This window comes from Bacillus sp. FSL K6-1145, from assembly GCF_038003425.1.
Taxonomy (GTDB): Bacteria; Bacillota; Bacilli; order Bacillales; family Bacillaceae; genus Bacillus; species Bacillus pumilus.
In genome coordinates this window covers 1,164,164-1,185,454 of the sequence record NZ_JBBOPC010000001.1, presented here as the reverse complement: position 1 = coordinate 1,185,454, position 21,291 = coordinate 1,164,164, and the positions used below count along the sequence as shown (strand labels likewise).

Annotated in this window: 28 protein-coding genes and 1 riboswitch; of the genes, 9 read left to right on the top strand and 19 right to left on the bottom strand. The window is 42.5% G+C overall.

Annotation, left to right across the window (positions count from 1 at the left end; genetic code table 11):
• Window positions 1-90 precede the first annotated feature (90 nt).
• Complete coding sequence (locus tag MHH41_RS05795) at window positions 91-2,403, top strand: ATP-dependent helicase (RefSeq protein ID WP_340865889.1); 2,313 nt, start codon at window positions 91-93, stop codon at window positions 2,401-2,403.
• A gap of 16 nt (window positions 2,404-2,419) precedes the next feature.
• Here MHH41_RS05795 and MHH41_RS05790 read toward each other — a convergent pair whose 3' ends face one another.
• From MHH41_RS05790 to MHH41_RS05770, 5 genes are all read right to left on the bottom strand, one after another.
• Window positions 2,420-2,677, bottom strand: a complete 258-nt coding sequence (locus tag MHH41_RS05790; protein ID WP_003212292.1) for a stage VI sporulation protein F — start codon at window positions 2,675-2,677, stop codon at window positions 2,420-2,422.
• 138 nt (window positions 2,678-2,815) lie between these two features.
• Window positions 2,816-2,953 carry a YjcZ family sporulation protein gene (locus MHH41_RS05785; protein WP_003212017.1) on the bottom strand — a complete coding sequence of 46 codons (138 nt, stop codon included), beginning with the start codon at window positions 2,951-2,953 and terminating at the stop codon, window positions 2,816-2,818.
• A gap of 84 nt (window positions 2,954-3,037) precedes the next feature.
• Complete coding sequence (locus MHH41_RS05780) at window positions 3,038-3,259, bottom strand: hypothetical protein (RefSeq protein WP_044140426.1); 222 nt, start codon at window positions 3,257-3,259, stop codon at window positions 3,038-3,040.
• Window positions 3,260-3,344: 85 nt separating this feature from the next.
• Complete coding sequence (locus tag MHH41_RS05775; protein WP_003211271.1) at window positions 3,345-3,473, bottom strand: hypothetical protein; 129 nt, start codon at window positions 3,471-3,473, stop codon at window positions 3,345-3,347.
• Between the two features lie 71 nt (window positions 3,474-3,544).
• Window positions 3,545-3,895, bottom strand: coding sequence for a DUF1360 domain-containing protein (locus MHH41_RS05770; protein WP_034620057.1), 351 nt, complete (start codon window positions 3,893-3,895; stop codon window positions 3,545-3,547).
• Window positions 3,896-4,072: 177 nt separating this feature from the next.
• Here MHH41_RS05770 and MHH41_RS05765 point away from each other — a divergent pair, with 177 nt between their 5' ends.
• The 5 genes from MHH41_RS05765 to MHH41_RS05745 all read left to right on the top strand — a co-directional run bounded on the left by MHH41_RS05765 (window position 4,073) and on the right by MHH41_RS05745 (window position 6,693).
• Window positions 4,073-4,459: a spore coat protein gene (locus MHH41_RS05765; protein ID WP_044140425.1), complete on the top strand. Its 387-nt coding sequence runs from the start codon at window positions 4,073-4,075 to the stop codon at window positions 4,457-4,459.
• Window positions 4,460-4,503: 44 nt separating this feature from the next.
• On the top strand, window positions 4,504-4,839 hold the full coding sequence (locus tag MHH41_RS05760; RefSeq protein ID WP_251190974.1) for a spore coat protein: 336 nt from the start codon (window positions 4,504-4,506) through the stop codon (window positions 4,837-4,839).
• 88 nt (window positions 4,840-4,927) lie between these two features.
• Complete coding sequence (locus MHH41_RS05755; RefSeq protein WP_113768431.1) at window positions 4,928-5,407, top strand: spore coat protein; 480 nt, start codon at window positions 4,928-4,930, stop codon at window positions 5,405-5,407.
• A 146-nt stretch (window positions 5,408-5,553) separates the two neighbouring features.
• The gene (locus MHH41_RS05750) at window positions 5,554-6,045 is read left to right on the top strand and encodes a CotY/CotZ family spore coat protein (RefSeq protein WP_003211658.1); all 492 of its coding nucleotides are present in this window, start codon (window positions 5,554-5,556) and stop codon (window positions 6,043-6,045) included.
• A 204-nt stretch (window positions 6,046-6,249) separates the two neighbouring features.
• Window positions 6,250-6,693, top strand: coding sequence for a CotY/CotZ family spore coat protein (locus MHH41_RS05745; protein ID WP_044140422.1), 444 nt, complete (start codon window positions 6,250-6,252; stop codon window positions 6,691-6,693).
• Between the two features lie 237 nt (window positions 6,694-6,930).
• Here MHH41_RS05745 and MHH41_RS05740 read toward each other — a convergent pair whose 3' ends face one another.
• The 10 genes from MHH41_RS05740 to MHH41_RS05695 all read right to left on the bottom strand — a co-directional run bounded on the left by MHH41_RS05740 (window position 6,931) and on the right by MHH41_RS05695 (window position 15,879).
• Window positions 6,931-7,545 (bottom strand): spore coat CotO family protein, encoded by a 615-nt coding sequence (locus MHH41_RS05740; RefSeq protein WP_050945254.1) that lies wholly within the window; start codon window positions 7,543-7,545, stop codon window positions 6,931-6,933.
• Window positions 7,546-7,659: 114 nt separating this feature from the next.
• Entirely contained in the window at window positions 7,660-8,436 is a 777-nt protein-coding gene (fabI, locus tag MHH41_RS05735; RefSeq protein WP_003211867.1) for an enoyl-ACP reductase FabI, read from the bottom strand.
• A 150-nt stretch (window positions 8,437-8,586) separates the two neighbouring features.
• Window positions 8,587-9,393, bottom strand: coding sequence for a bifunctional hydroxymethylpyrimidine kinase/phosphomethylpyrimidine kinase (thiD, locus tag MHH41_RS05730; protein WP_050945255.1), 807 nt, complete (start codon window positions 9,391-9,393; stop codon window positions 8,587-8,589).
• Window positions 9,394-9,409: 16 nt separating this feature from the next.
• Window positions 9,410-10,423, bottom strand: a complete 1,014-nt coding sequence (locus MHH41_RS05725) for a thiazole biosynthesis adenylyltransferase ThiF (protein ID WP_339207003.1) — start codon at window positions 10,421-10,423, stop codon at window positions 9,410-9,412.
• The gene (locus MHH41_RS05720; RefSeq protein ID WP_034322849.1) at window positions 10,420-11,187 is read right to left on the bottom strand and encodes a thiazole synthase; all 768 of its coding nucleotides are present in this window, start codon (window positions 11,185-11,187) and stop codon (window positions 10,420-10,422) included. The genes MHH41_RS05725 and MHH41_RS05720 overlap by 4 nt, the downstream gene beginning before the upstream one ends.
• Before the next feature lie 4 nt (window positions 11,188-11,191).
• Complete coding sequence (gene thiS, locus MHH41_RS05715; protein ID WP_003210896.1) at window positions 11,192-11,395, bottom strand: sulfur carrier protein ThiS; 204 nt, start codon at window positions 11,393-11,395, stop codon at window positions 11,192-11,194.
• On the bottom strand, window positions 11,392-12,504 hold the full coding sequence (gene thiO, locus MHH41_RS05710; RefSeq protein ID WP_226805029.1) for a glycine oxidase ThiO: 1,113 nt from the start codon (window positions 12,502-12,504) through the stop codon (window positions 11,392-11,394). Before thiO ends, thiS begins: the two co-directional genes overlap by 4 nt.
• On the bottom strand, window positions 12,488-13,105 hold the full coding sequence (gene tenI, locus MHH41_RS05705) for a thiazole tautomerase TenI (protein WP_050945259.1): 618 nt from the start codon (window positions 13,103-13,105) through the stop codon (window positions 12,488-12,490). Before tenI ends, thiO begins: the two co-directional genes overlap by 17 nt.
• Complete coding sequence (gene tenA, locus MHH41_RS05700; protein ID WP_003211004.1) at window positions 13,080-13,790, bottom strand: thiaminase II; 711 nt, start codon at window positions 13,788-13,790, stop codon at window positions 13,080-13,082. The genes tenI and tenA overlap by 26 nt, the downstream gene beginning before the upstream one ends.
• Window positions 13,791-13,868: 78 nt before the next feature.
• Window positions 13,869-13,978, bottom strand: a riboswitch (TPP riboswitch).
• A 59-nt stretch (window positions 13,979-14,037) separates the two neighbouring features.
• The gene (locus MHH41_RS05695) at window positions 14,038-15,879 is read right to left on the bottom strand and encodes a monovalent cation:proton antiporter family protein (protein ID WP_340865881.1); all 1,842 of its coding nucleotides are present in this window, start codon (window positions 15,877-15,879) and stop codon (window positions 14,038-14,040) included.
• A gap of 162 nt (window positions 15,880-16,041) precedes the next feature.
• Here MHH41_RS05695 and prpE point away from each other — a divergent pair, with 162 nt between their 5' ends.
• Entirely contained in the window at window positions 16,042-16,785 is a 744-nt protein-coding gene (gene prpE / locus MHH41_RS05690; RefSeq protein WP_212046066.1) for a bis(5'-nucleosyl)-tetraphosphatase PrpE, read from the top strand.
• 42 nt (window positions 16,786-16,827) lie between these two features.
• Here the strand turns inward: prpE and MHH41_RS05685 are convergent, their stop codons facing one another.
• From MHH41_RS05685 to MHH41_RS05670, 4 genes are all read right to left on the bottom strand, one after another.
• Window positions 16,828-17,694, bottom strand: coding sequence for an RluA family pseudouridine synthase (locus MHH41_RS05685; protein WP_340865878.1), 867 nt, complete (start codon window positions 17,692-17,694; stop codon window positions 16,828-16,830).
• A gap of 44 nt (window positions 17,695-17,738) precedes the next feature.
• Window positions 17,739-18,539: an NAD kinase gene (locus MHH41_RS05680; protein ID WP_003211364.1), complete on the bottom strand. Its 801-nt coding sequence runs from the start codon at window positions 18,537-18,539 to the stop codon at window positions 17,739-17,741.
• Window positions 18,540-18,604: 65 nt separating this feature from the next.
• A complete protein-coding gene (locus MHH41_RS05675; RefSeq protein WP_003211990.1) occupies window positions 18,605-19,234 on the bottom strand; it encodes a GTP pyrophosphokinase in 630 nt (209 codons plus the stop codon).
• Between the two features lie 33 nt (window positions 19,235-19,267).
• Window positions 19,268-19,633, bottom strand: coding sequence for a UPF0738 family protein (locus MHH41_RS05670; RefSeq protein ID WP_212046067.1), 366 nt, complete (start codon window positions 19,631-19,633; stop codon window positions 19,268-19,270).
• A 236-nt stretch (window positions 19,634-19,869) separates the two neighbouring features.
• On the opposite strand from MHH41_RS05670, the gene MHH41_RS05665 reads away from it, so the two are divergent.
• Both MHH41_RS05665 and MHH41_RS05660 read left to right on the top strand, forming a co-directional pair.
• On the top strand, window positions 19,870-20,448 hold the full coding sequence (locus MHH41_RS05665; RefSeq protein WP_050945267.1) for a CYTH domain-containing protein: 579 nt from the start codon (window positions 19,870-19,872) through the stop codon (window positions 20,446-20,448).
• A gap of 21 nt (window positions 20,449-20,469) precedes the next feature.
• Window positions 20,470-21,237 (top strand): lytic transglycosylase domain-containing protein, encoded by a 768-nt coding sequence (locus tag MHH41_RS05660; RefSeq protein WP_050945269.1) that lies wholly within the window; start codon window positions 20,470-20,472, stop codon window positions 21,235-21,237.
• Window positions 21,238-21,291 lie beyond the last annotated feature (54 nt).

The following is a 21,291-nucleotide window of genomic DNA, read 5'->3' as shown; positions in this document are numbered from 1 at the left end:
TTCCCTAATTAATACTGTTTGAAACACGTATCATTTGATATGATTAGATGTGTTTCTTTTTAAGATTGATTAACTATTGGAGGACTAGCTTTGAAATGCGCACGACGACATGATCGAACGATCTCATTACATACGTATTCGAGAGAACATTATCAATTCCTCCATGACGAGGGAAAAAAAGGGCACTTATTCTGCCCATATTGCGGACAACCAGTCTTTTTCAGATTAAATATACATGAAGAACCTGCCTTTATTCATAAACATATGTCTCAGCAAGTGCTGTGTGAACAAGCAGAAGAACAAGAAGATCAGAAAAAACACGCAGATCGAGAGGAAAGTGCTTCTTATAAAGAACTTGGAGGCTTCCGTTTTCCAACAGGTAAACAAATCATCTCGCAAACGAATGAATCATATGACTGGCAGGAACCAAGGTCGATTCAATTTAGTGATGCGTTACATTTAGAAGAGAATGAACAAGCACATACCATCGATCTCTTTCCGCATATCACCTTTAGCACACCGCAGCTTCAAGCTGTCACACATAAAGACGGTCCAATGCTGGTGCTGGCTGGCGCTGGCAGCGGGAAAACAAGAGTCCTGACAGCAAGAGCGGCTTATCTCATGTCACATCATCATATTCCTGCTCACCATATCTTACTCGTGACTTTCACCACAAAAGCCAGCAGTGAAATGAAAGAAAGACTGCGCAAGCAATATCAGCTTCACCCATCACAAGCAAGCCAAGTGGTGACAGGCACCTTCCACAGTCTTTTTTATAAAATGCTGCTTCACGATGACGCAAACAAATGGAACGGCCAGCACCTGATTAAGTTTGATTGGCAGAAGGAACAGTACATTCGGAAAGCCATCATGAATGAAGGACTAGATGAAAAAAACTACCCTACCGATCAAGTCCTGCAATCGATCGGCTATTGGAAAAATGCTTTTTTACCAGGTGAGCTTCCTGATTTGAAGGATGAAAAGGAAAAGCACATGTGGACGATCTATCAATCTTATGAACAGCAAAAACGAGACAATCAGCAATTTGACTTTGATGACATGGCCATTGCCTGCTTGCACATGCTGACTGAACAGCCTGAACTGCTGGAACGGTATCAAGAACGGTTCAAATATATATTGGTGGATGAATTTCAGGATATTAATCCAGTACAATATCAATTAATTCAACTTTTAGCCGGAGAATCAGAGCAGTTATTTTGTGTCGGTGATGATGATCAAGCCATTTATGCCTTTAGGGGCAGTAATCCTGCTTTCATTCTTGAATTCAAACGAGATTATCCTTCGGCTCAGATTGTCCATTTACATGCCAATTATCGGTCGCATCATACAATTGTCGCAAGTGCGGATGCCGTTATTAAGAAAAATCAGCATCGTTATGAGAAAACGTTAAAAGCCGTCCGATCGGAGACAATCCCTCCTATGCTCTTTTATCCATATGACGAGGAAGAGGAAGCGACCATGATCGTGGCAGATATTCAGGAGAAAATTAAAAACGGCGCAAAGCCGAATGATATCTGCGTGCTCTTTCGCACCAATACGGGAGGCCGCGCGATTTATGAGCGTCTGCATCAATCCGCGATTCCGTATGAGACGGAGGCTGGTGTCAAAGCCTTCTACAGCAGACGAATTGTTCGGGTTCTTCTCGCCTTTCTCTCTTTAAGTCAGGATGCCGATGATGTAGCTGCTATGAAACAGCTGCTTCCGGTTTTCTTTTTAAAGCAACAGACCTTAAACACAATGAAGGCACTGACCATCACGGAAGATTGTTCAATGGTCGACGCACTCGGAAAACTAACTGATATTCAGCCGTTTCAACAGAAAAAGCTGCAATCCATTGTTCCTCTGTTCCGCACGTTACGAAATTTAAAGCCGTCTGATGCTGTGGCGTTTATTGAACAAAAGATGGGACTTGGTGATTACTTAAAAAAACGAGTGAATGATACGAATGTGCTTGAAAAAGGGGCGGATGACGTACGAGATGTAAAAACCGCCGCCAAACGCTTTGAAACGATTGAAGCCTTTCTCGCACATGCCGAACACATGAAATCTGCCGAAAAGGAAAAAACAGACGAACCAGGTGTTCAGCTCATGACGATTCACCGGGCAAAGGGTCTGGAATTCCAAACGGTGTACATCACTTGCGTGGTCGACGGAGCACTGCCTCATGATTTCTCACTTGATGAACTCAGAAACGGTGATGAAGAAGCCTTGGAAGAAGAGCGCCGTTTATTATATGTGGCCATGACAAGAGCTGAACAATCTCTTTATCTATCGGTTCCATCATTTAGACGAGGGAAAACCGCTCATCGCTCGCGCTTTTTATATCCCCTTCTAAAGAAAAGCCGAGAATTATTCACAGAAAAACAACAGGCCCCCCTTTAAGCGGAGAGCCTGTTGTTTATTTTTTGTTGTTCATCATTTTAGCGATGGTATTGAAATCAAGCTTTTCTTTTCCACTTGTAATCGATTGAACGATTTTGTCTTCCATTTCTTTCGGTACACGTTTATTCGCAAGCTGCGCTACTTTTTTAATGACGCCTCGAACCGTTGCTTCATCTTTAAAGTTGGCATTTTGCAAAGAACCTGCAAGCTTGAAGACATCGTTCATATTCACACCTGTTTTATTTTCAACGCTTTTAAAGAATTTATTATCCATTCATTTGCCTCCTCTTTGTGGAGTAATCACCTTACTATATGAAAATAGGCGAGATATGTGCCTATCCTAAAGCCTTGTTTGCCCAAAGAGAAAGGAAAGCAAAAGGCTCCCCTATTGCTTCCCTCACCTTCTTACTGTTTAGTTAAAGAAAGAAGCACCAACGATGATTAGAAGGATGAAAAGCACAACGACAAGAACAAATGTTGATCCATATCCGCCGCCATAACCTCCGCCGTAGCCGCCGCAAGAACCGCCACCGTAACCGTAACAACTCATATATAAGCACCTCCTCTTCTCCCTTACAAAATATGAAAAATACAACAAATGGTTTGGACGATCACATAAAAAAGTGCGGAATTTTTATTTTCGCTGTTTAAAGACGTAATCTGCCTCTCCATGACGTATCATGAATGCTTCTGTTTCTTTCGCAAAAGCATCCATCTTCACGCCAAATGCTTTTAAATGCTCCTCAAGATCCTTCGCTTTATCCGTTAGATCCATTTCAACCTTTTCATGCGCTTGCTCTTTCCCATCATGGGGTTTAGTGAACAAGGAACCGATTAATTGTTCGAATGCATCCATTCTGGTCACCCCTTCTCTCTTACATATGCATCACTCAAAAAAAGGGCAACAAAAAAACCGGATAAATCCGGCTTTTGTTTTTCCTTTATTGAGGTTTCTTTTTGTTTCCACAGCCGCAGCCTGCTTTTTTAATTTTCTTCGTATAAACAGATTGTTGATTTGACTGCGCTGGATAACCTTGAAGCGTATGTGACGGCGTTTCAGTTGGTTTCATCGCAACCCTTCCTTTCCTATTCCATGATAGTATATGCATTTTTTAAAAGCGTGTCTGATCAGAATGCCTGTTTATTTCACCAGCTTTGAGACGATCGCTTCAATAATGCCTGCTGCTGCGGCAATCGCTAATAGTAAATTAAGCCACATGCTAATGACAGGAAATAATATGTATATCAGAAGTAAAGCAGCAGTGCACCACATGCCCGTACACCAATAACAACTTAACAGCTCTCCTACCCAAGACCGCAGTCCTTTACCTTTAATGATGATATATGTCTCCACTTCACCTTGTTCATTGACCTCTTCCTGTTCTTCATGAAATAAACGGCGGAAAGGAGCAGTAATGGTATCAAATACAATGAGCCTCGTCAGTCTAAAGGATGCGAGGGCAAACACGACAAATGACAAAGCACCGCTCAGGAGCCTCCACCTCCTTCTTTCTTCTTTTTTGCGTCCTTTCTTTATATATGCAAAAAGAAAGACCGCCATGATGAATCGAGCGGAAATAAAATTGGGTTGTACTTTTTCACACTTTCCGATTCCACCTTGAGCCTCTGCTGCATTAAATAATGTATAGATAAGAAAGGAGTGAAAGTATTGTCTATTGAAGAAAGTGCTGATTTATTATACACACAACTGTTAAACGAATTAATCAGCAATTATGATGATTTCATTGAGATCAAAGATTCCGAAAATGTCACAATTCATAAAACAGATGTAACAGCCGCACTCTCCCTTCAAGCGACCGTAACGACAATCATTACTCTTTTAATCCAACTTCTTGTACCAGACGATGAATTGGCTACAGACATCACAGATCAGCTTTTAGCCACACAACAAGTAACAGTCCAAAAGAAAACTGTGATCCAAATCATCAATTGCTATAACGTCACGATTACATTATCAGATGCATCTATTATGAACTCTGTCCAAATTCTCACTCAAACATTGAATGTACTCTTAGTTGAAGCCGGCATTCTTTGACCCTTTCTTTTTCTAACATTATGTATGAAAGAGGTGAAATAATCGTGGCTGAAGAGAACGAAAAAAAGGAGTTTCAAATCAACACTGATGTTGATCCATTAACGAGCCTTCTTGTAAGTGATATTTTAAACAAAAACAATATCACAGATGATCAGAAAGCAAATATTACAGATGATCAAAGAAGAATGATTTTGAAATTAGTTGAGGACTTACAAAAGAAAGCAGATGACTTCGTACAGCAGCAGCAGGAGAAAAAAAGGCAGGCAGAGACAGCAAAACATCCGGAAGAAGTACAGCCTGAACCAAAAGTACGTCCAAAACGAAATTCACTTCGAGATCGTATTCAGCAGCGCCGTGATGCGCAGCGTAATAACGATTAAATAAAAATGGGTTGCCTGCTAGGGTAAATGCCCGAGACAAAACCACGCATTCCAGCATTTAATAAAGTAAACGGAAGGAGGAATAGAAATGGATTCTAAACCATACTCTTGGGTCGCTCTAGATCGTAACTGTACACACCACGGCGATTACAACTATGAAAGAAAAGCAGTTTGTGACGGCCACTATTATGATGATGAAGATGTCTTGCAAGACTTTGATCAAGTGAGTTTTACAAAGCAGACATCTGAGGAAGTCATTATCGTCAGAGACTCTTGTGACATTAATGTCTCTTCTGTTGATGCACAGGTTGCAGCATCTATCCAAGTAGCTGTTCAAACAGCGATCATCACCATTACAAATATCTCAATCGCAGATGGTGATTTAGCAGACCGCGTCACACAGGATCTTTTACAAGCTGCTACTCACAAACAAACAAACCGCCAAAAACTTGTCATCGAAAATTCAAGAAACGTTACAGTATCGACAATCGATGCGGACATCTCAATCGCAATCCAAACACTTACACAAACACTTGTTGCGACAATCATTGCGATCGGTATCCTCTAATGTACAAAAGCAGAGCGAAAAGCTCTGCTTTTCCTTTTATAAAAATACAACAAATATAAATAGTCATTTACCCACACCAACTAGAGGGCGCATACATATGTTGTTAAGGACTAAAGTCAAATACCTTGTTAAAGGAGCTGAAATCCATGAGCTGCGGAAAACACCATGGCCGACATGATGAAAACTGTGTATGCGATGCGGTTGATAAGATTTTAGCAGAGCAGGAAGCTGTAGAAGATAAATGTCCTACGAGCTGCTACAGTAATTTATTAAGCCCAACCGTTTCTGGAAAAGATACGATTCCGTTTTTACTTTTCGATAAAAAGGGCGGATTGTTTTCTACTTTCGGAAACATTGGAGGATTTGTTGACGATTGCCAATGCTTCGAATCCATTTTCTTCCGGGTTGAAAAATTACACGACTGCTGTGCTACGTTATCTGTATTAAGACCTGTTGATGTACACGGACATACGTTAAGCGTTTGTCACCCTTGTGACCCTGACTTCTTTGGTCTAGAAAAAACGGACTTTTGTATTGAGGTTGATCTAAACTGCTTCTGCGCAATCCAATGTTTAAACCCAGAACTAGTAGACAGAGTCATGCCATCGAAAGATAAAAAGCATCATCACCACGGCTAAATCAACCGCCATTGATCTCACTTGTCATGAGTCAAAGCATCCCCTTCCTTACGAATGACAGTCAATCATGCGGAGCAGTCAGCATAAGAGCTGCCGCTTCCGCATTGATTGTAAGTAGAAGTATCAACCGGCAAAACAAAAAGCTTGTAGATGATGACAGTGCTCAAACACTCAAACAAATTTCCTAGTATAGGAGGGTTGAATATGAGCCGCAAACATTCATGGAATTGTGTAGCAGAGGCTGTTGAAAATATTAACGACTTACAAAATGCCGTCGAAGAAGAATGCCCGACCAGCTGTTACAGCAATCTCCTTTCTTCATCCCATTCATTAGGTGACACTGTCCCGTTTGTTCTCTTTACATCCAAATCAAAACCATTCGTCGCATTCGGAAACGTCGGAGAAGTAGATGCAGGTCCTTGCTTCAGCACTACATTTTTCAGAGTCGAACACATCTCTGACCACTGCGCAACACTCAGCTTGCTTATCGCATTTGACAAAGACCGTCATATTTTAGATTTTACAGACAAAGATTCTGTATGTGATGTGTTCCGATTAGAAAAATCGAAGTATTGCATTGAAGTAGATCTTGACTGCTTCTGCGCAATCGAGTGCTTAAATCCACGACTCATCAACCGTAACTGCTAACAAAAAAAGTCCCTCTATGGGACTTTTTTTTCAAATTTTGACAAAGGGATAAAATGATCTTTATTTTAGCCCTTTGTCTTCTTTTCAGCGTGATAGAAAACCTTTGCAGTCTAGGAAGGACGAGCACTGGCGCGGAGCGAATTTGACATTCGTGAGCACCAGCGCACAGGACTGACACCGAATGCGAGGGTTTGTCTACACGCTGAAAAAGTCCCTCTATGGGACTTTTTTTATTCGTTAAAAGCCAAGTGGATGAATCGAGGAAATTTCATCTATTGCTAATTCAACTGGATTTCCCCCACCCGCTGTTCGAATGACCACTGTATCTTCTTTTCGATCCATGATAATCCCTCTATATGTTTTACCATCAGCTTCAATCAGGCAAAGGGCTCTTGGCATATTATGAGGCAGGCTTGTGAGAAAATCGACTTTTTCGTCAATGCTCATCTGACTTAAAGGCTTTTTCACTCGTTTTCTTCTAGGTTCTTCTTTTGTTTCATGAAAAACGCCTTCTGGCGGCTTCTCCTCTTCTCGCTGAGGTTTTCGTTCTTGTATAAGCTCTGGCTCTTTTGTGATGTCTTGTTCTTGGGTAAGCTCTGCTTCTTGCATCATGTCTTGCTCTTGCTGACGCTCAGGCGGCTTTGCTTCTTTTTTCTTCTCGATTTCTTGAGCCACGGGTTCCTCGTGCGTACTTTCTTCGATCTTGTCTTTTTTACTCTTAGAAATTTCTTGTGGTTTTTCTGATTTCTTTCGCTTTCTCACAATATTTTGCATGGCCGGCATTGACTCATCATAGCTCGGCTGAACAATATACATAAGCGGCTTCTGGTTCTCATCACCTTTATTTGACATACTAATCCCTCCCGAATGATTCATTCCTTATATATATGAGCGGACGCCTCAAATCAGAAGAAAAATAAAAAAACAGCATACCCTTATTCGGTATGCTGCAAATCATTTAATTGGTTAGCGAGCAATGATATGGAAGCCAGAATCAACATGCAGATTCTCACCTGTCATGCCGCGTGATAGATCACTGAATAAGAATAGAGCTGTATCGCCAACTTCTTCAGGAGTCGTTGTACGACGAAGCGGTGCACGCTCTTCAATATCCTTCAGAATGGTATTAAAACCACTGATGCCTTTTGCAGACAGCGTACGAATTGGACCAGCAGAAATACTATTCACACGAATACCTTCTGCGCCTAAATCAGCTGCTAAGTATTTCACACTTGCTTCAAGTGCTGCTTTTGCTACACCCATTACGTTGTAGTTTGAAACCACACGCTCTCCGCCTAGGTATGTAAGCGTGACGATGCTTCCACCTTCTGTCATCAATGGACGTGCTGCTTTTGCTACAGCTGTTAAAGAGTATGCACTAATGTTGTGCGCCAAAAGGAAACCTTCACGGTTCGTGTTTAAGTATTCACCGACAAGCTCTTCCTTGTTTGCAAATGCAATCGCATGCGCAACGCCATGAATGACTTGTACTTTTTCTTTAATTGTAGCGAAACATTTTTCGATTTCTTCGTCACTTGTCACGTCACATGGAAGAATGATTGAATCATCACGCTCAAGTGTGCTTGCAAGTTCTTTTACAGATTCAGCAAGACGATCTCCAACATAAGTAAAAATCAAACGAGCTCCAGCTTCGTGAAGTGAGCGGGCAATTCCCCAAGCGATGCTTCGTTTATTGGCAACACCCATTACCACGATATTACGGCCTTCTAAAGAAAAGTTCATATGTAATAAAGCCTCCTATTTTTTCAAGACATAGTATTAGTACCTGATCATAATATTATCACAGATCATGAGAGAATGACAATTTCCGCAGAAAGAAAGTTTCTTTTTCATCAAAAAACCGTCCTCGCAAATGAAGACGGTTCGATTCTCTCATCGTTTGAGCCGGTTTTGCTGATAAGCAAAATGGTTGGTAGGTCCGTGTCCAGCCCCAATATTCAAAGGGAACTTGATGGCTTCATGGACAAAGGTTTCTGCTGTGTCAAAAGCCTCCCTCATGGAGGATCCTTTCGCAATTTCAGCTGTTAATGCCGCTGCAAACGTGCAGCCTGTGCCATGTGTATGGGGAGTATCAATGTGTTCGTTTGTGACTTCTATAAAGCCTTTTCCATCATACAATAGGTCTGTAATCATTCCGCCAGATGGACCGTGACCGCCTTTGATCACGACATGTTTCGTACCAAGCTCATATAAACGCTCCGCTGCTAGATAGCGATCCTCTTTTGTCTGAATCCGCATGCCTGTCAGCACTTCTGCCTCAGGAAGATTCGGCGTTACGGCATAGCTGACAGGCAGCAAGTGTGTTTTCAACGCTGTGACCGCATCTTCATTTAATAAAGAAGCGCCTCCTTTTGCGATCATCACTGGATCGACAATGAGCTTCATGTCATATTGAACCGTTTTTTCAGCAACTATCTTGATCATGTCTGCGCTCCACAGCATTCCTGTTTTGACGGCATCTGGCAGTAAATCCTCTGCCACTGCATCAATTTGACTTTCTAACGCCTCGTTTGAAAGCGGATATACTCCGTGAACACCTAGTGTGTTTTGTGCTGTAATCGCTGTGATCGCAGACATTCCGAACACACCGAGCTCCTGAAAGGTTTTTAAATCAGCTTGAATGCCTGCTCCGCCGCCAGAATCAGAACCTGCAATTGTGAATGCTTTTTTGATCGTCATTTCATCACACCTCTCATTAGCCAATCCATTGATGATAAATGGTTCTTGCTTTTGCCATATCATTTGTGCCATGGACAAGAGCTCTGCCGTCTTTAAATAAGACAAGCTTATATTCATCCTTTTGACAGGAAAGCAAATACGGATTTTCAAGGACATCCATCCCTGCTTTCTTTAACCGAAGAGCCACTTCGTTTAATGGCGGCGGGGTTTCGGCTGCACTGCGGATTTGGACCGTATTGCGGCCGCATAGTACATCTGCTTTCGCTCTCTTGTCATAGGAGAGAAATGGATATGTCTTCAGCCCACAGCTTGGACATTGCTTCTTCTTTAAGGAGCTGGCTGATCGGATGTCAGACCGCTCATTGGTCCATAAATCAAAGGATCTTAAAATTGGCGTCACTTGATGACCTGTTAAATACTTCAGAGCATCTGCCACTTGATATGCTGCCACCTGCTGCACAACTGGACTAATGATACCGGCTGTATCACAAGTCATGCCTTGTGCGGGTAAATGTTCAAGCAGGCAGTGTAAACATGGCGTCTCACCAGGAATGACAGTAAATTGAATACCATAGCTGGCGACGCAAGCTCCATAAAGGAATGGAATTTGATGTTTGACGGCAGCATCATTAGCGATCATTCTCACCTCAAAATTATCCGCTGCATCAACAATGATTGAAGCTCCGCTGACCAGTTCATCAATCTGTTCAGCGGTCACATCAATGACAATTCCTTTGACCTGCACGTCACTATTTATCTGTTTGAGTCTATTTTCAGCCGCCACAGCCTTTGGCAGTCGATCCTGTACATCTTGCTCCGTGTAAAGCTGCTGACGCTGAAGGTTGCTCCATTCAATATAATCTCGATCCAAAATGGTGACAGATCCAACGCCAGCACGAACGAGCATTTCCGCACTAGCTGTTCCAAGCGCTCCTGCACCAATAATGACAGCCTTTGAGTCATTTAACCGCTTTTGCCCCTCTATGCCGATTGGCTGAAAGAGCTCTTGTCGTGAATAACGTGTGCTCAAAATGCCGGCATTCCTTCCTGCGGACTGCTTGCTGTCCCGTAGTTTTTCAAAGGAATACGTCCCGCCTCGAAGCCTAGCCTTCCTGATTCAATCGCCAGCTTCATGGCTTTTGCCATTTTCACAGGGTCCTTTGCACCTGACACAGCGGTGTTCAGTAATACAGCGTCAGCCCCTAGCTCCATCGCATAAGCCGCATCCTTTGGAGAGCCTACACCAGCATCAATAATCACCGGTACCTTTGCCTGCTCGATAATAAATGAGAGATTCAAAGGGTTTAGTAAGCCTTGCCCTGAACCAATCGGCGAAGCACCTGGCATGATGGCATGGACACCAAGCTCTTCTAATTTTCTTGCCAGTACCACATCATCAGATGTATATGGCAGCACGATAAATCCTTCTTCGAGTAGCATTTCGGATGCTTTTAACGTTTCGACTGGATCTGGCAGAAGAGACCTTGAGCAGCCAATGACTTCTACCTTGATCATGTCACACAGTCCAGAAGCCTTCGCTAAACGAGCAATACGAACTGCCTCTTCCGCTGTACTAGCACCAGCTGTATTCGGAAGCAGCGTATATTTTGATAAATCAAGCTGCTCCAAAAAGTTTGGCTGAGATGCTTCGAAAATGTTCATTCTTCTCACAGCAAAGGTTAATATTTCTGCTTCTGATACGTTCACGGCTTCTTTTTGAACTTCAAATGATGGGTACTTTCCTGTACCAAGTAATAATCTTGATGTGAATGTCTTTCCGCCAATGTGCAGCATGTTGTCATCCTCCTCCTACAAAGTGAACGATTTCGATCGTGTCATTAGGTTGAATTTTCACTTGTTGAAACGCTTCTTTATCAATAATTTCTTGGTTCTTTTCCACAATCACTACTCGATTTTCAAGCTGATAGTCTGATAGCAGGTCATAGATCGTTCCATTTTCTTGATCGAAATCAACGATTCTGCCATTCAATTGAATTTTCATACAAACAGTGCCTCCTTTCGGCCAATACGAAATGCGTGAAGCCATTCCTTTTGGACCGGTTCACCTAATATCAGGTCGCGAATGATTTCTCCAGTAATCGGGGCAAGTAAAATACCATTTCTGTAATGCCCTGCAGCAAAAAGAATACGCTGATCTTCCGGGTGTCTTCCGATATAAGGATGCCGATCGCTTGTCGCCGGACGAAGGCCAGCCCAGCACTGATCAATCGGCATCTCCTTGATCGAAGGCATCAGCTGTGACGCCTTTTGAATAACAGCTTCAATGCCGCCAAGCGTCGGAACAGTTTGCCACTCGTTTGGCTTCATCGTTGCGCCAACGACCAGTTTGCCGCTATCTCGTTGAACGATGTAACTATGATCATGGTAAATGGTGTGTTGGAGTGCTGGGCCATGATTCCATACAGACACACATTCCCCTTTTACTGGATAAAGAGAATGAGATAATCCAAGCTCTTCAAAAAAACGGCCAGACCATACACCACTTGCTACAGTGAGATCATCACATGTGAATGTTCCCTTCGTTGTTCTAATCGCTAACGCTTCTTTCTCCCGCTTCACTTCGATCACGGGTGTACACTCATTCACTTCTGCCCCGTACCTGACCGCCGCCTGCCAAAATGCCCGGCATACCGCATAAGGTTCGACATGAACATCCTCTTTAATCAAACCTGCTCCTAAGATGTTCTCTGCTATTTGAGGCATGCATTTTTTTACGCTGCTTGCGTCAAGCCACTCAAATGTAGACAAATGCTGCATGCGGCAAAGTGCTTGTTTCTCCTCTTCTGTAAAGGCTACCTTCATGATACCGCCCGCTGATGTTCGAATATCAATGCCAGATTCATGCTGTAGATCGACTTTTAACTTTTCGTACAATGCCTGGCTTGCTCTGCCTACTTGAAAAAAAATATCCTCATGACCCTCTCCTTCAGCATGTGCACCAAGCATCCCAGCAGCCGCACTTGTCGTTTGCTTCCCTACCTCATTCGCCTCAAATAAGACGACCTGCTTTCCTGCTTTTGCAAGGTGATAGGCAATGGACATCCCTATAATTCCACCACCAATGATTGCCACATCATAATGCTTCTTCATAAGGATGCTCCTTTACTTGTTTAGAAAATGCTTGTGCCATCTTGCGCGGCTGATGATGAGTAAAAATTCCAGACATGACAGCAATCCCTTTCACATTCGCGTGTCTCAATTCTGGAATGCGGTCAGGTGTCACACCACCGATTGCCACGACTGGAATAGATAGTAGAGATGTCAGTTCTTTCACAAGCTGTACGCCTCTTGCCTGAAGTCCTGGTTTACAAGTGGTGTCATATACGTGCCCAAATATGACATACTCTGCTCCATTTTTCTCAGCTGCTTTCCCTTCTTCAATCGAATGAACAGAGACGCCCGCATGAAGATGAGGGAATTTTTGCCGCAGCTCTTTTGGCGAAAAGCTATGGCCCGGGAGATGTACCCGGTGAATATTGGTGAGCAGTGCAACGTCTACTCTGTCGTTGATGATGAGCTTCTCTTTCGGTACACCTTCTAAAAGGAGACCTTTCACGAGATCAACAAGCTCACTTGCTGTTTTAGACCGTTCCCGGATATGAATAAAATCCACTTCAGGTGCAATTTTTTTTATTTGTTTGATCAGCTCACCCGCAGGAAGCGAATCATTTGTCACTGCGTGGAGTTCCATTTGCACCAACCCCATCTAAGCATGCTGTTTGCCACATTTCTTTTTGATACGCCATCTCCCAGAAATGGTATTCGTAATAGCTTGAAATCACAAAATTTTCTTTCATATTGGCCCGTACATGTTCTGGTGCTTTTTCGGCTAGTTCATCAAAGCGGTTGACCTGTTCAAAGACAAGTTCCTTAAACCAATCCCCTCCATATGTCAAAATCCATTCCTGATAAATCGGATGGTCAGGTGTGGTTTGTTTCAGCTTTTCACCCACCTCATAATAAAGCCAGTAGCACGGCAATAACGCAGCTAATATCTCTTCGAATCGTCCGCTTTTCACAGATCGGTACATATGAGACGTATACGCATATGCAGTGGGAGAAGGCTTAAAGTTCTCGATGGCTTCATCTGAAATCTCTAAAAGCTCTGTAAACTTTCTATGCAGCGACAGCTCTGCTTCATACGTTCCCTGCGCATGATACGCCATTCTGCCCGTCGTATGTAAGTCCTCACTAATTGCCGCTCCATATGCTTGCACCTTTGCAAAATGAGTTAAATAATATGAATCTTGCATCACATAATACGTGAAACGATCGAGTGACAGCGTGCCATCGCCAATCCCTTTCACAAAGGGGTGTGTAAAGCTTCCATTCCACCATGGTGCTGCTGCTTCTTTACATTCAGTTGAAAATGTCATGTTTCTCTCCTCCTGTTTTTCCATATAAAAAAGCCACTTTCCGCGTGGAAAGTGGCTTGGAATTTGTAAAAAGCATAGTCAAAAACCGCACCACTTCCCTACGCAGGTATGAACCTGTTCAGGTAATGAGGGTCTAAAAGTCGATACTTTTATCTCAGCCCTTTTAAAGGACTCCCCTAGTGGATCAAATATATGATGTTGTACTTCTATCTTAATCAGGAATTGTTCATTGGTCAAGGGTTCATTCTCACTCTAATTGGGCTCTAAGTCCTGCTACATACTCACGAGAGCCCGACACAAGCACACGGTCACCGCTTCTAAGCGTCGTATCTCCATGTGGTACTAAGCTGTCTATCCCTCTGAAAATACGGACAAAGACCAAATCGCCGGTAAACGGAAATTCCCTCAGCATGACATTGTGATAGCGATGATTGTTCATTTGAATTTGATACAAGGAAGTATCCTCATTTGTTAATAATCGAATTGCATCCGGTGCTTCAATCAAGGCTCTTAGCACCGTTTTAGATGATAGGAAATTAGAAAACGTATCAATGCCCGCTTCCTTCAATGTTAGCTCTGCCTCAGCTTTGCTCACACTCGCAATGACTTGTTTTGCTCCTTCTTCCTTTGCAAATAAAGCAATTTCCTTATTTTTCGTCTCACTGCCTGTTGCGACGACGAGGACATCCTCCTGGCCAACGCCTGCCTTTCGCAGCGTCTCATCGTCGTACTCTTCAATTGATTCGACTTCAAAGATGGAGTCGGCGAGCATCGCTTCTTTATTTTCTTGAAAGACATGCAAAATTCGAATATCATATTCATCCTGATGTAAATCGAGTGTGACAGGTAAGGTCAGCTGATTTGCACCAATAAAGGTCACACGTTTTTTATGGCTCACAGCTTGTTCTTTTTTAAACAGTGCTTTAAACCAAACTGGCGTTAAAATACTCGTGAGTATCGCGACTAAAATCAGCGCGCCGGACATTTTATGATCAATGACTCCGAGCCGCTCCCCGATCGTCGCAGCTGCAATGACGAGTGATAATGTCGATGTTAATAAAAAGCCAGAGCCGATCACTTTTTTCATGTCATACCATTTTTTCAAATAAAGAATCGGGATGAGCTTACTAATCAGTAATGCAATAAATAGCAGCGGGATCATGATCATAATAGTTGGGTCCTTGAACAGTGCCCATATATTCAAATCCACTCCAACCATCACAAAGAAGATGGGGATCAAAAATCCGTAGCCAAATGAATCCAGCTGCTGGACAAGCTCTTTATTCGGCGAAAGAAGGGACACAAGTACGCCCGCTAAAAACGCCCCAAGAATATTTTCAGCACCGAGTGATTCAGATAAAGCAACTAAGACTATAATGAGAGTAAAGATCGCCCTTGTCCCAATTTGCACGGTCCCTTTTGACATGGACTGAAAAATTGACTTTGTCTTAAATACGCGGCCAAATAAATAAAGAAGGATGCCCACAGCAAATAATAAGAGCAGAAGCCACATATTCCCTGTACCATCGCCATAAATGGAGGAAAATACAGCAAGTAAAATCATCGTCACCAAATCCGCAATGACAGCGACAAGCAAGATGATTTGACCGATATTCGTCTGCATCAATTTTTCCTCTTTTAAGGTGGGAACCACTACCCCTAATGAGATCGTCGATATAATGAGCGTCATTAAAAAGGCATTTTGGATAAACCCTGCAAGGACAAACGCATAGGACAGAATAAAAGAAATACTAAATACGCCAAGAAAAACAATAGTGGCTGCTTTAAACGTATTCGGTTCTTTTAGACCATTTGGTAGTTCTCGTGCTTTCTTCTTTGACTCGAAAGAAGAAAAATCTATTTCAAGTCCACTTAAAAACATCAGAAAAATAAAACCGAGCATGGATAACGTATCTAACCATGCATCATGTTCAACTACCAGTTGAAGACCGCTTTTCCCAATGATGAGCCCCATGATGATTTCAGCAACAACGACCGGAATGGTCAGCTTAAATCGGTGCAATAAAAGTGGGGTGAAAAAGGCGACAATAATAACGACAACGAGTGATGAAACAGATGTATGCTCCATTGGCTAAAGCCTCCTAACATTGATGTTTAATCTTTTAAGGTTTACGTTAAAGCATTGATTCTAACAATTGCCTAAATGAAAAGAAAGCCATTCGTTATATGTTCTAAAATTCAAACTTCTTTAACCCCGATGAATGGATGAGAAAAATCAGGAGGAAATCTTATGAAATTTGATATCATTGGTGATATCCACGGCTGCTACGAAGAGCTGCTTGCCCTCATACACAAACTAGGATACGAATTCAAACATGGATTACCCGTCCATCCTGATAAGAGAACGCTAGCACTTGTCGGTGATTTAACAGATCGAGGACCTCAGTCAGTAGATGTCATGCGATTTGTCATTCATGCCTACGCACACGGCGCGATCCGCTACGTACCTGGCAACCATTGCTTTAAACTTTATCGCTATTTAAAAGGAAATCCGGTGAAATTACTTCATGGCATTGAAACCACAGTGAACGAAATAAAAAAGCTGCCCCTTCATGAACAAACCAAATTGTCACATGAATTTAAGCAGCTATTTGAGAAGGCTCCGCTTTACGATGTACTTATTCCTGATGAACTGATGATTGCTCACGCAGCGATGAAGGAAAAGGACATTGGAAGAAAGCCGAACAAACAGATGCGATCCTATCTATTATTTGGCGCAGTCACAGGAGAAACGTGGCCGGATGGGCGACCTGTGCGGAAGGATTGGGCAATGGAATATCGCGGAAAACCATGGATTGTCTACGGACATACACCAGTAAAAGAACCGCGATTCGTTGGCAGAACCGTCAACATTGATACAGGCTGTGTATTTGGCCACCGGCTGTCTGCCCTTAAATATCCTGAGCTTGAAACGGTTTCTGTTCCTTCCTCTATGCCTTATGACGATTCAAGGTTTCAGCATTTCACATCATAAAAAAACCCGGACCTGCGCTTGCAGGTAGCCGGGTTTCTCTATTTAAAGCAGCAATGATTTCATGTCTTCAGGAAGCGGAGCCGAGAATGTCATTTCCTCCCCAGTCATCGGATGAGGAAAGACAAGAGTCTCACTATGCAGTGCCTGCCGGTTCATCCGCTCACTCGTCCCGCCATATAACGTATCTCCGATGAGCGGATGACCAAGATACTGCATATGAACACGAATTTGATGGGTTCTCCCCGTTTCAAGTGCCAGCGTCACATCTGACATGTTCAACTCAGCGTCCACCGCTCGCACTGTAAAATGCGTCACGGCTTCCTGTCCAGTATCATCGACCATTCGCTCGATGATACTATCTCCTTTTCGAGCAATTTTTGCTCGAATGGTTCCATGCTTTTCTTTGATCATGCCATGTGTAAACGCTCTGTATGTTCGTTTGACCGCTCCACTTTTCTGCGCTTTTGATAAAAGGCTGTGTGCAAAGCGATGCTTGGCCACAAGCATGACGCCAGATGTATCTCGATCAAGGCGGTTCACTAAATGAACCGTCAGCCGAACAGACTGCTCTGCATAATGATGCAGCAATCCATTCGCAATACTGTGCTCTCGGTGCTCCCGAGAAGGAATGGACGGAATATATGGCTTTTTATTCAGCACAAGGACATGCTCATCCTCAAATAAAATATCAAGCGGAATCGGAGCAGGCTTTAGCCCTTCACTCACTTTTTCCTCTGGGAATAAAATGGTGAGCCTGTCTCCGTTATGCAGCTTGTATCTCACAGTCACATGCTCTCCATTAATGAGGAGATCACCGCCATCAAATTTAATATCCGTCAGCATTCTTTTCGAAATGCCAATATCTATTAAATAATCCTTTAAAAGCAGCCCTTCTTCTTTGGCTGTCATGGTTTTGTTTAGCGTAAAGTATTCCAGCGAGAACGACCTCTTTCTTATTCTCCTTTTCCGATAAAGGAATCTTGCACCCTTTTCCAAAACGGAAATGGTCTAAATCGGGCAAAGCGGACATTCTCGTCTGCTACCCGGCATTGAATGGATTTGACATCCTTATGAAGCAGCGTCAAATGATCAATGGTTACCTGAAAATCGACATCATTCCTCGGCTTTATGACACAAGTATGGTGGTCTGGTAAAATAAGCGGCGAACCGACCGTTCGAAACACTCTGTTGTTGATTGAAGCCATTTCTGCCAGCTGAATGGCTCTAATGGAAGGATGAATAATGGCGCCCCCAAGTGCTTTATTATAGGCTGTACTGCCAGACGGTGTAGACAGACAAAGACCGTCACCTCTGAATGTTTCAAACAGCTGACCCCTAATTTCAACATCTGCCACAAGTGTCCCTTCCATACTTTTAATCGTACATTCATTCATGGCTAAATATTTCTCTTCTCTGCCGCCATCGTTGTATCTGACAATGACTTCTAAGATCGGATATTCCACAATGTGATAAGGGGTTTTCGCAATAGCTAAAACGAGTTTTTCAATTTCACTTGGCACCCAGTCAGCATAAAAACCAAGATGACCTGTATGAACACCGACAAAAGCTGTTTCATTCAGACGGTCGCTATAACGGTGAAACGCATAAAGAAGGGTGCCGTCTCCACCAACCGTAATGACAAGATCGGGTTCCTCTTCATTGAGTTCCATCCCGAAATCCAATAAGTAGGTCTGAATTTTACTTTTGAGTGTGTCAGATACAGAATTCCCTTTCGAAGAAACTGCAAATTTCATGAATTCTTCTCCTTTTCCACCTTGCTGCTATGAGAGGGCAGCATCATATTTGATCAAGCACAGGCTCAGCTATCGTTTTTCTTTTTCCGGGAAAATGCCACTTGTGCTTCTTGAATTTCCCCTCTAATTTCAGACATCTCATCATCAAGAAGAGATGCTGCCTCGGAAGCTCTTTGAAGGCGCAGCTTGACTTTCTCCGGGATATTCCCGCTATATTTATAATTCAGAGAATGCTCAATGGTCGCCCAAAAATTCATCGCAAGTGTACGAATTTGGATTTCGACGAGGAGCTGCTTCTCTCCATTAATCGTTTGCAGCGGATATAACACAACAAGGTGGTACGAACGGTATCCGCTTTCTTTATGCTCTGCAATATAGTCGCGTTTATCAACAACCACGAAGTCTTTTCGTGACTGGAGCATTTTTTTCACGACTTGTATGTCTTCTACAAACTGGCACATAATGCGAAGCCCAGCAATATCCTGCATCGTTTCGATTTCATGCATTGGGATGTTTTTACGCTTTGCCTTTTCTAATATGCTGGCAACAGGTTTCACTCGGCCTGTAACAAATTCTACTGGTGAATGGTCATCCTCGAATTCATACAGCTTTCGAATGCCTTTTAGTTTCACTTTTAATTCTTCGACTGCTTGTTTATACGGTGCGAGGAATTGATCCCATTGTTTTTTGTCCATGAAACTTCCCCCAATTCCATATACCTAATTATTTCAGAGGAATGTGCTCTTCACTTTCTCTTCCATATCTCCGTAATTGGCATTGTCTTTAATATTGTCGATTAAATAATGTAATTCTTGATGAAGCTGAATGAGTTCTAACGAATGTCCTCCCGCTGTCAAATAGACAGGGATGTCAAGATTCATTGCTTCTTTTAATGGAGTCCATGTATGTTCCCCTAAGATAAGATATGAAAAGGACTCCTCGTTTTCAAGTATGTAAACGAACGCAAAGTGATCAGAATCAACAAGCATTTGTCCTGATGCTTTTGCTTTTTGGATTTGCTCTTCTGACTTGGTCGTCAAAATCAGCCTGTCTTCTTTTAAAGTTGCTTCTGCGATTTCAATTCGGTTTTGCATCATGATCTCCTTTACAACAAAGTACAGCTTTATTTTATCATATCAAGTTCAATATTGATAAACCGAACTTATTGAGAAAATCCTATTTTCTTCTTATAAATGATCCTTTCACGTAATTATCCATTGATTTTGGCACATGTGGAAAGAGAAATAATAGATAAAAACAGTCTTTTACATGATGAACATACTTCATGTACAATAATCATATTTCCTCTAAATGAAAGGTTGATGTCAAAATGGCACAGGAAATTGAAATAGAACTAAAGCAATTGTTAATGAAAGAAGAATTTGAACAGTTGAAACAACATTTTCAATTGAAGGATTCGGATTTTCACACGCAAACCAACCATTACTTTGATACACCTCAATTTGATATAAAATCTCAATTCGCTGCATTAAGAATGAGAGAAAGAAACGGTCAGTGGGTTCTCACGTTAAAGGAACCACACGAAATAGGCTTGCTCGAAACCCACCAAACGATCGCTCCTCCTTCAAGCCTTGACGATTTCCAGCTGCCAAAAGGTGAAGTGGCTGACAGGCTAGATCATTTGAACATTCAAAAGGATCAAATTGTGTATTTTGGTTCACTTGAAACGTCAAGAGCTGAAAAAATGATCAAAGAAGGCTTAATTGTTTTGGATCACAGCCGATATTTAACAGTAGAGGACCATGAACTTGAATTTGAAGTGAGCGACCTGGAAATCGGACAAGCCGCATTCTCCGCATTGCTCCAACAATTCCAAATCCCTGTTCGAAACACGAAAAACAAAGTCGTACGTTTTTATGAAGAGAAAATGAAAACACAGAATAGATGAATTCCTTGAAGGAGGAACATGATGAACGTCAATCAACTTCAATCCTTTATGCAGCTCCAAGCGCTTAAAACGTTACAATCAGACCCTGGACAAACGCAAATGCCGGGCGGCCAAGAATCGACTGCACAAGCTTCATTTCAGTCGCTGCTGCAAGATTTTTTAGGCGGATCAGAATTATCACGCCTGCCGCTTTCAATTTCTGCATTTATGGGAACGGACCCATCAACGGCTCCGAACACGCAATACGCGCGTACAAACCCATACTTATCTGCTATCGCTGGCGGTGAGCAGCTTCAAGCTCAACCTTCATATGCGAATGACGCTCCATTGAATACAGCAAATGGTATTGGGAATGTCTTAAACAACAGCTACACGCCGCCGCTTCAAAAGGCTGTTTCAAGCGGCTCATCATCAAAGGAAATTAATCAAATTGTGTCACAAATGGCTCAAAAACATGGTGTTCCAGAAAAGCTAATTCATGCGGTCATTAAGCAAGAATCTGGCTATCGTACGAATGCGGTCAGCCATGCAGGCGCGCTTGGCCTTATGCAGCTTATGCCATCTACAGCTAAGTCACTTGGCGTGAATAATGCCTTTGATGCGGCCCAGAACATCGAAGGCGGCACGAAGTATATCAAACAAATGCTTCAGAAATATAATGGAAATGTCTCACTCGCCTTAGCTGCTTATAATGCAGGCTCAGGAAATGTTGATAAATACGGCGGCATTCCACCATTTAAAGAAACACAAAATTATGTAAAGAAAATTACAGCACAATATTTCGCTTAAACCGAAGAGAATAACCTCTTCGGTTTTTTGTATGTCGCTTTTCACCCTTTTTTG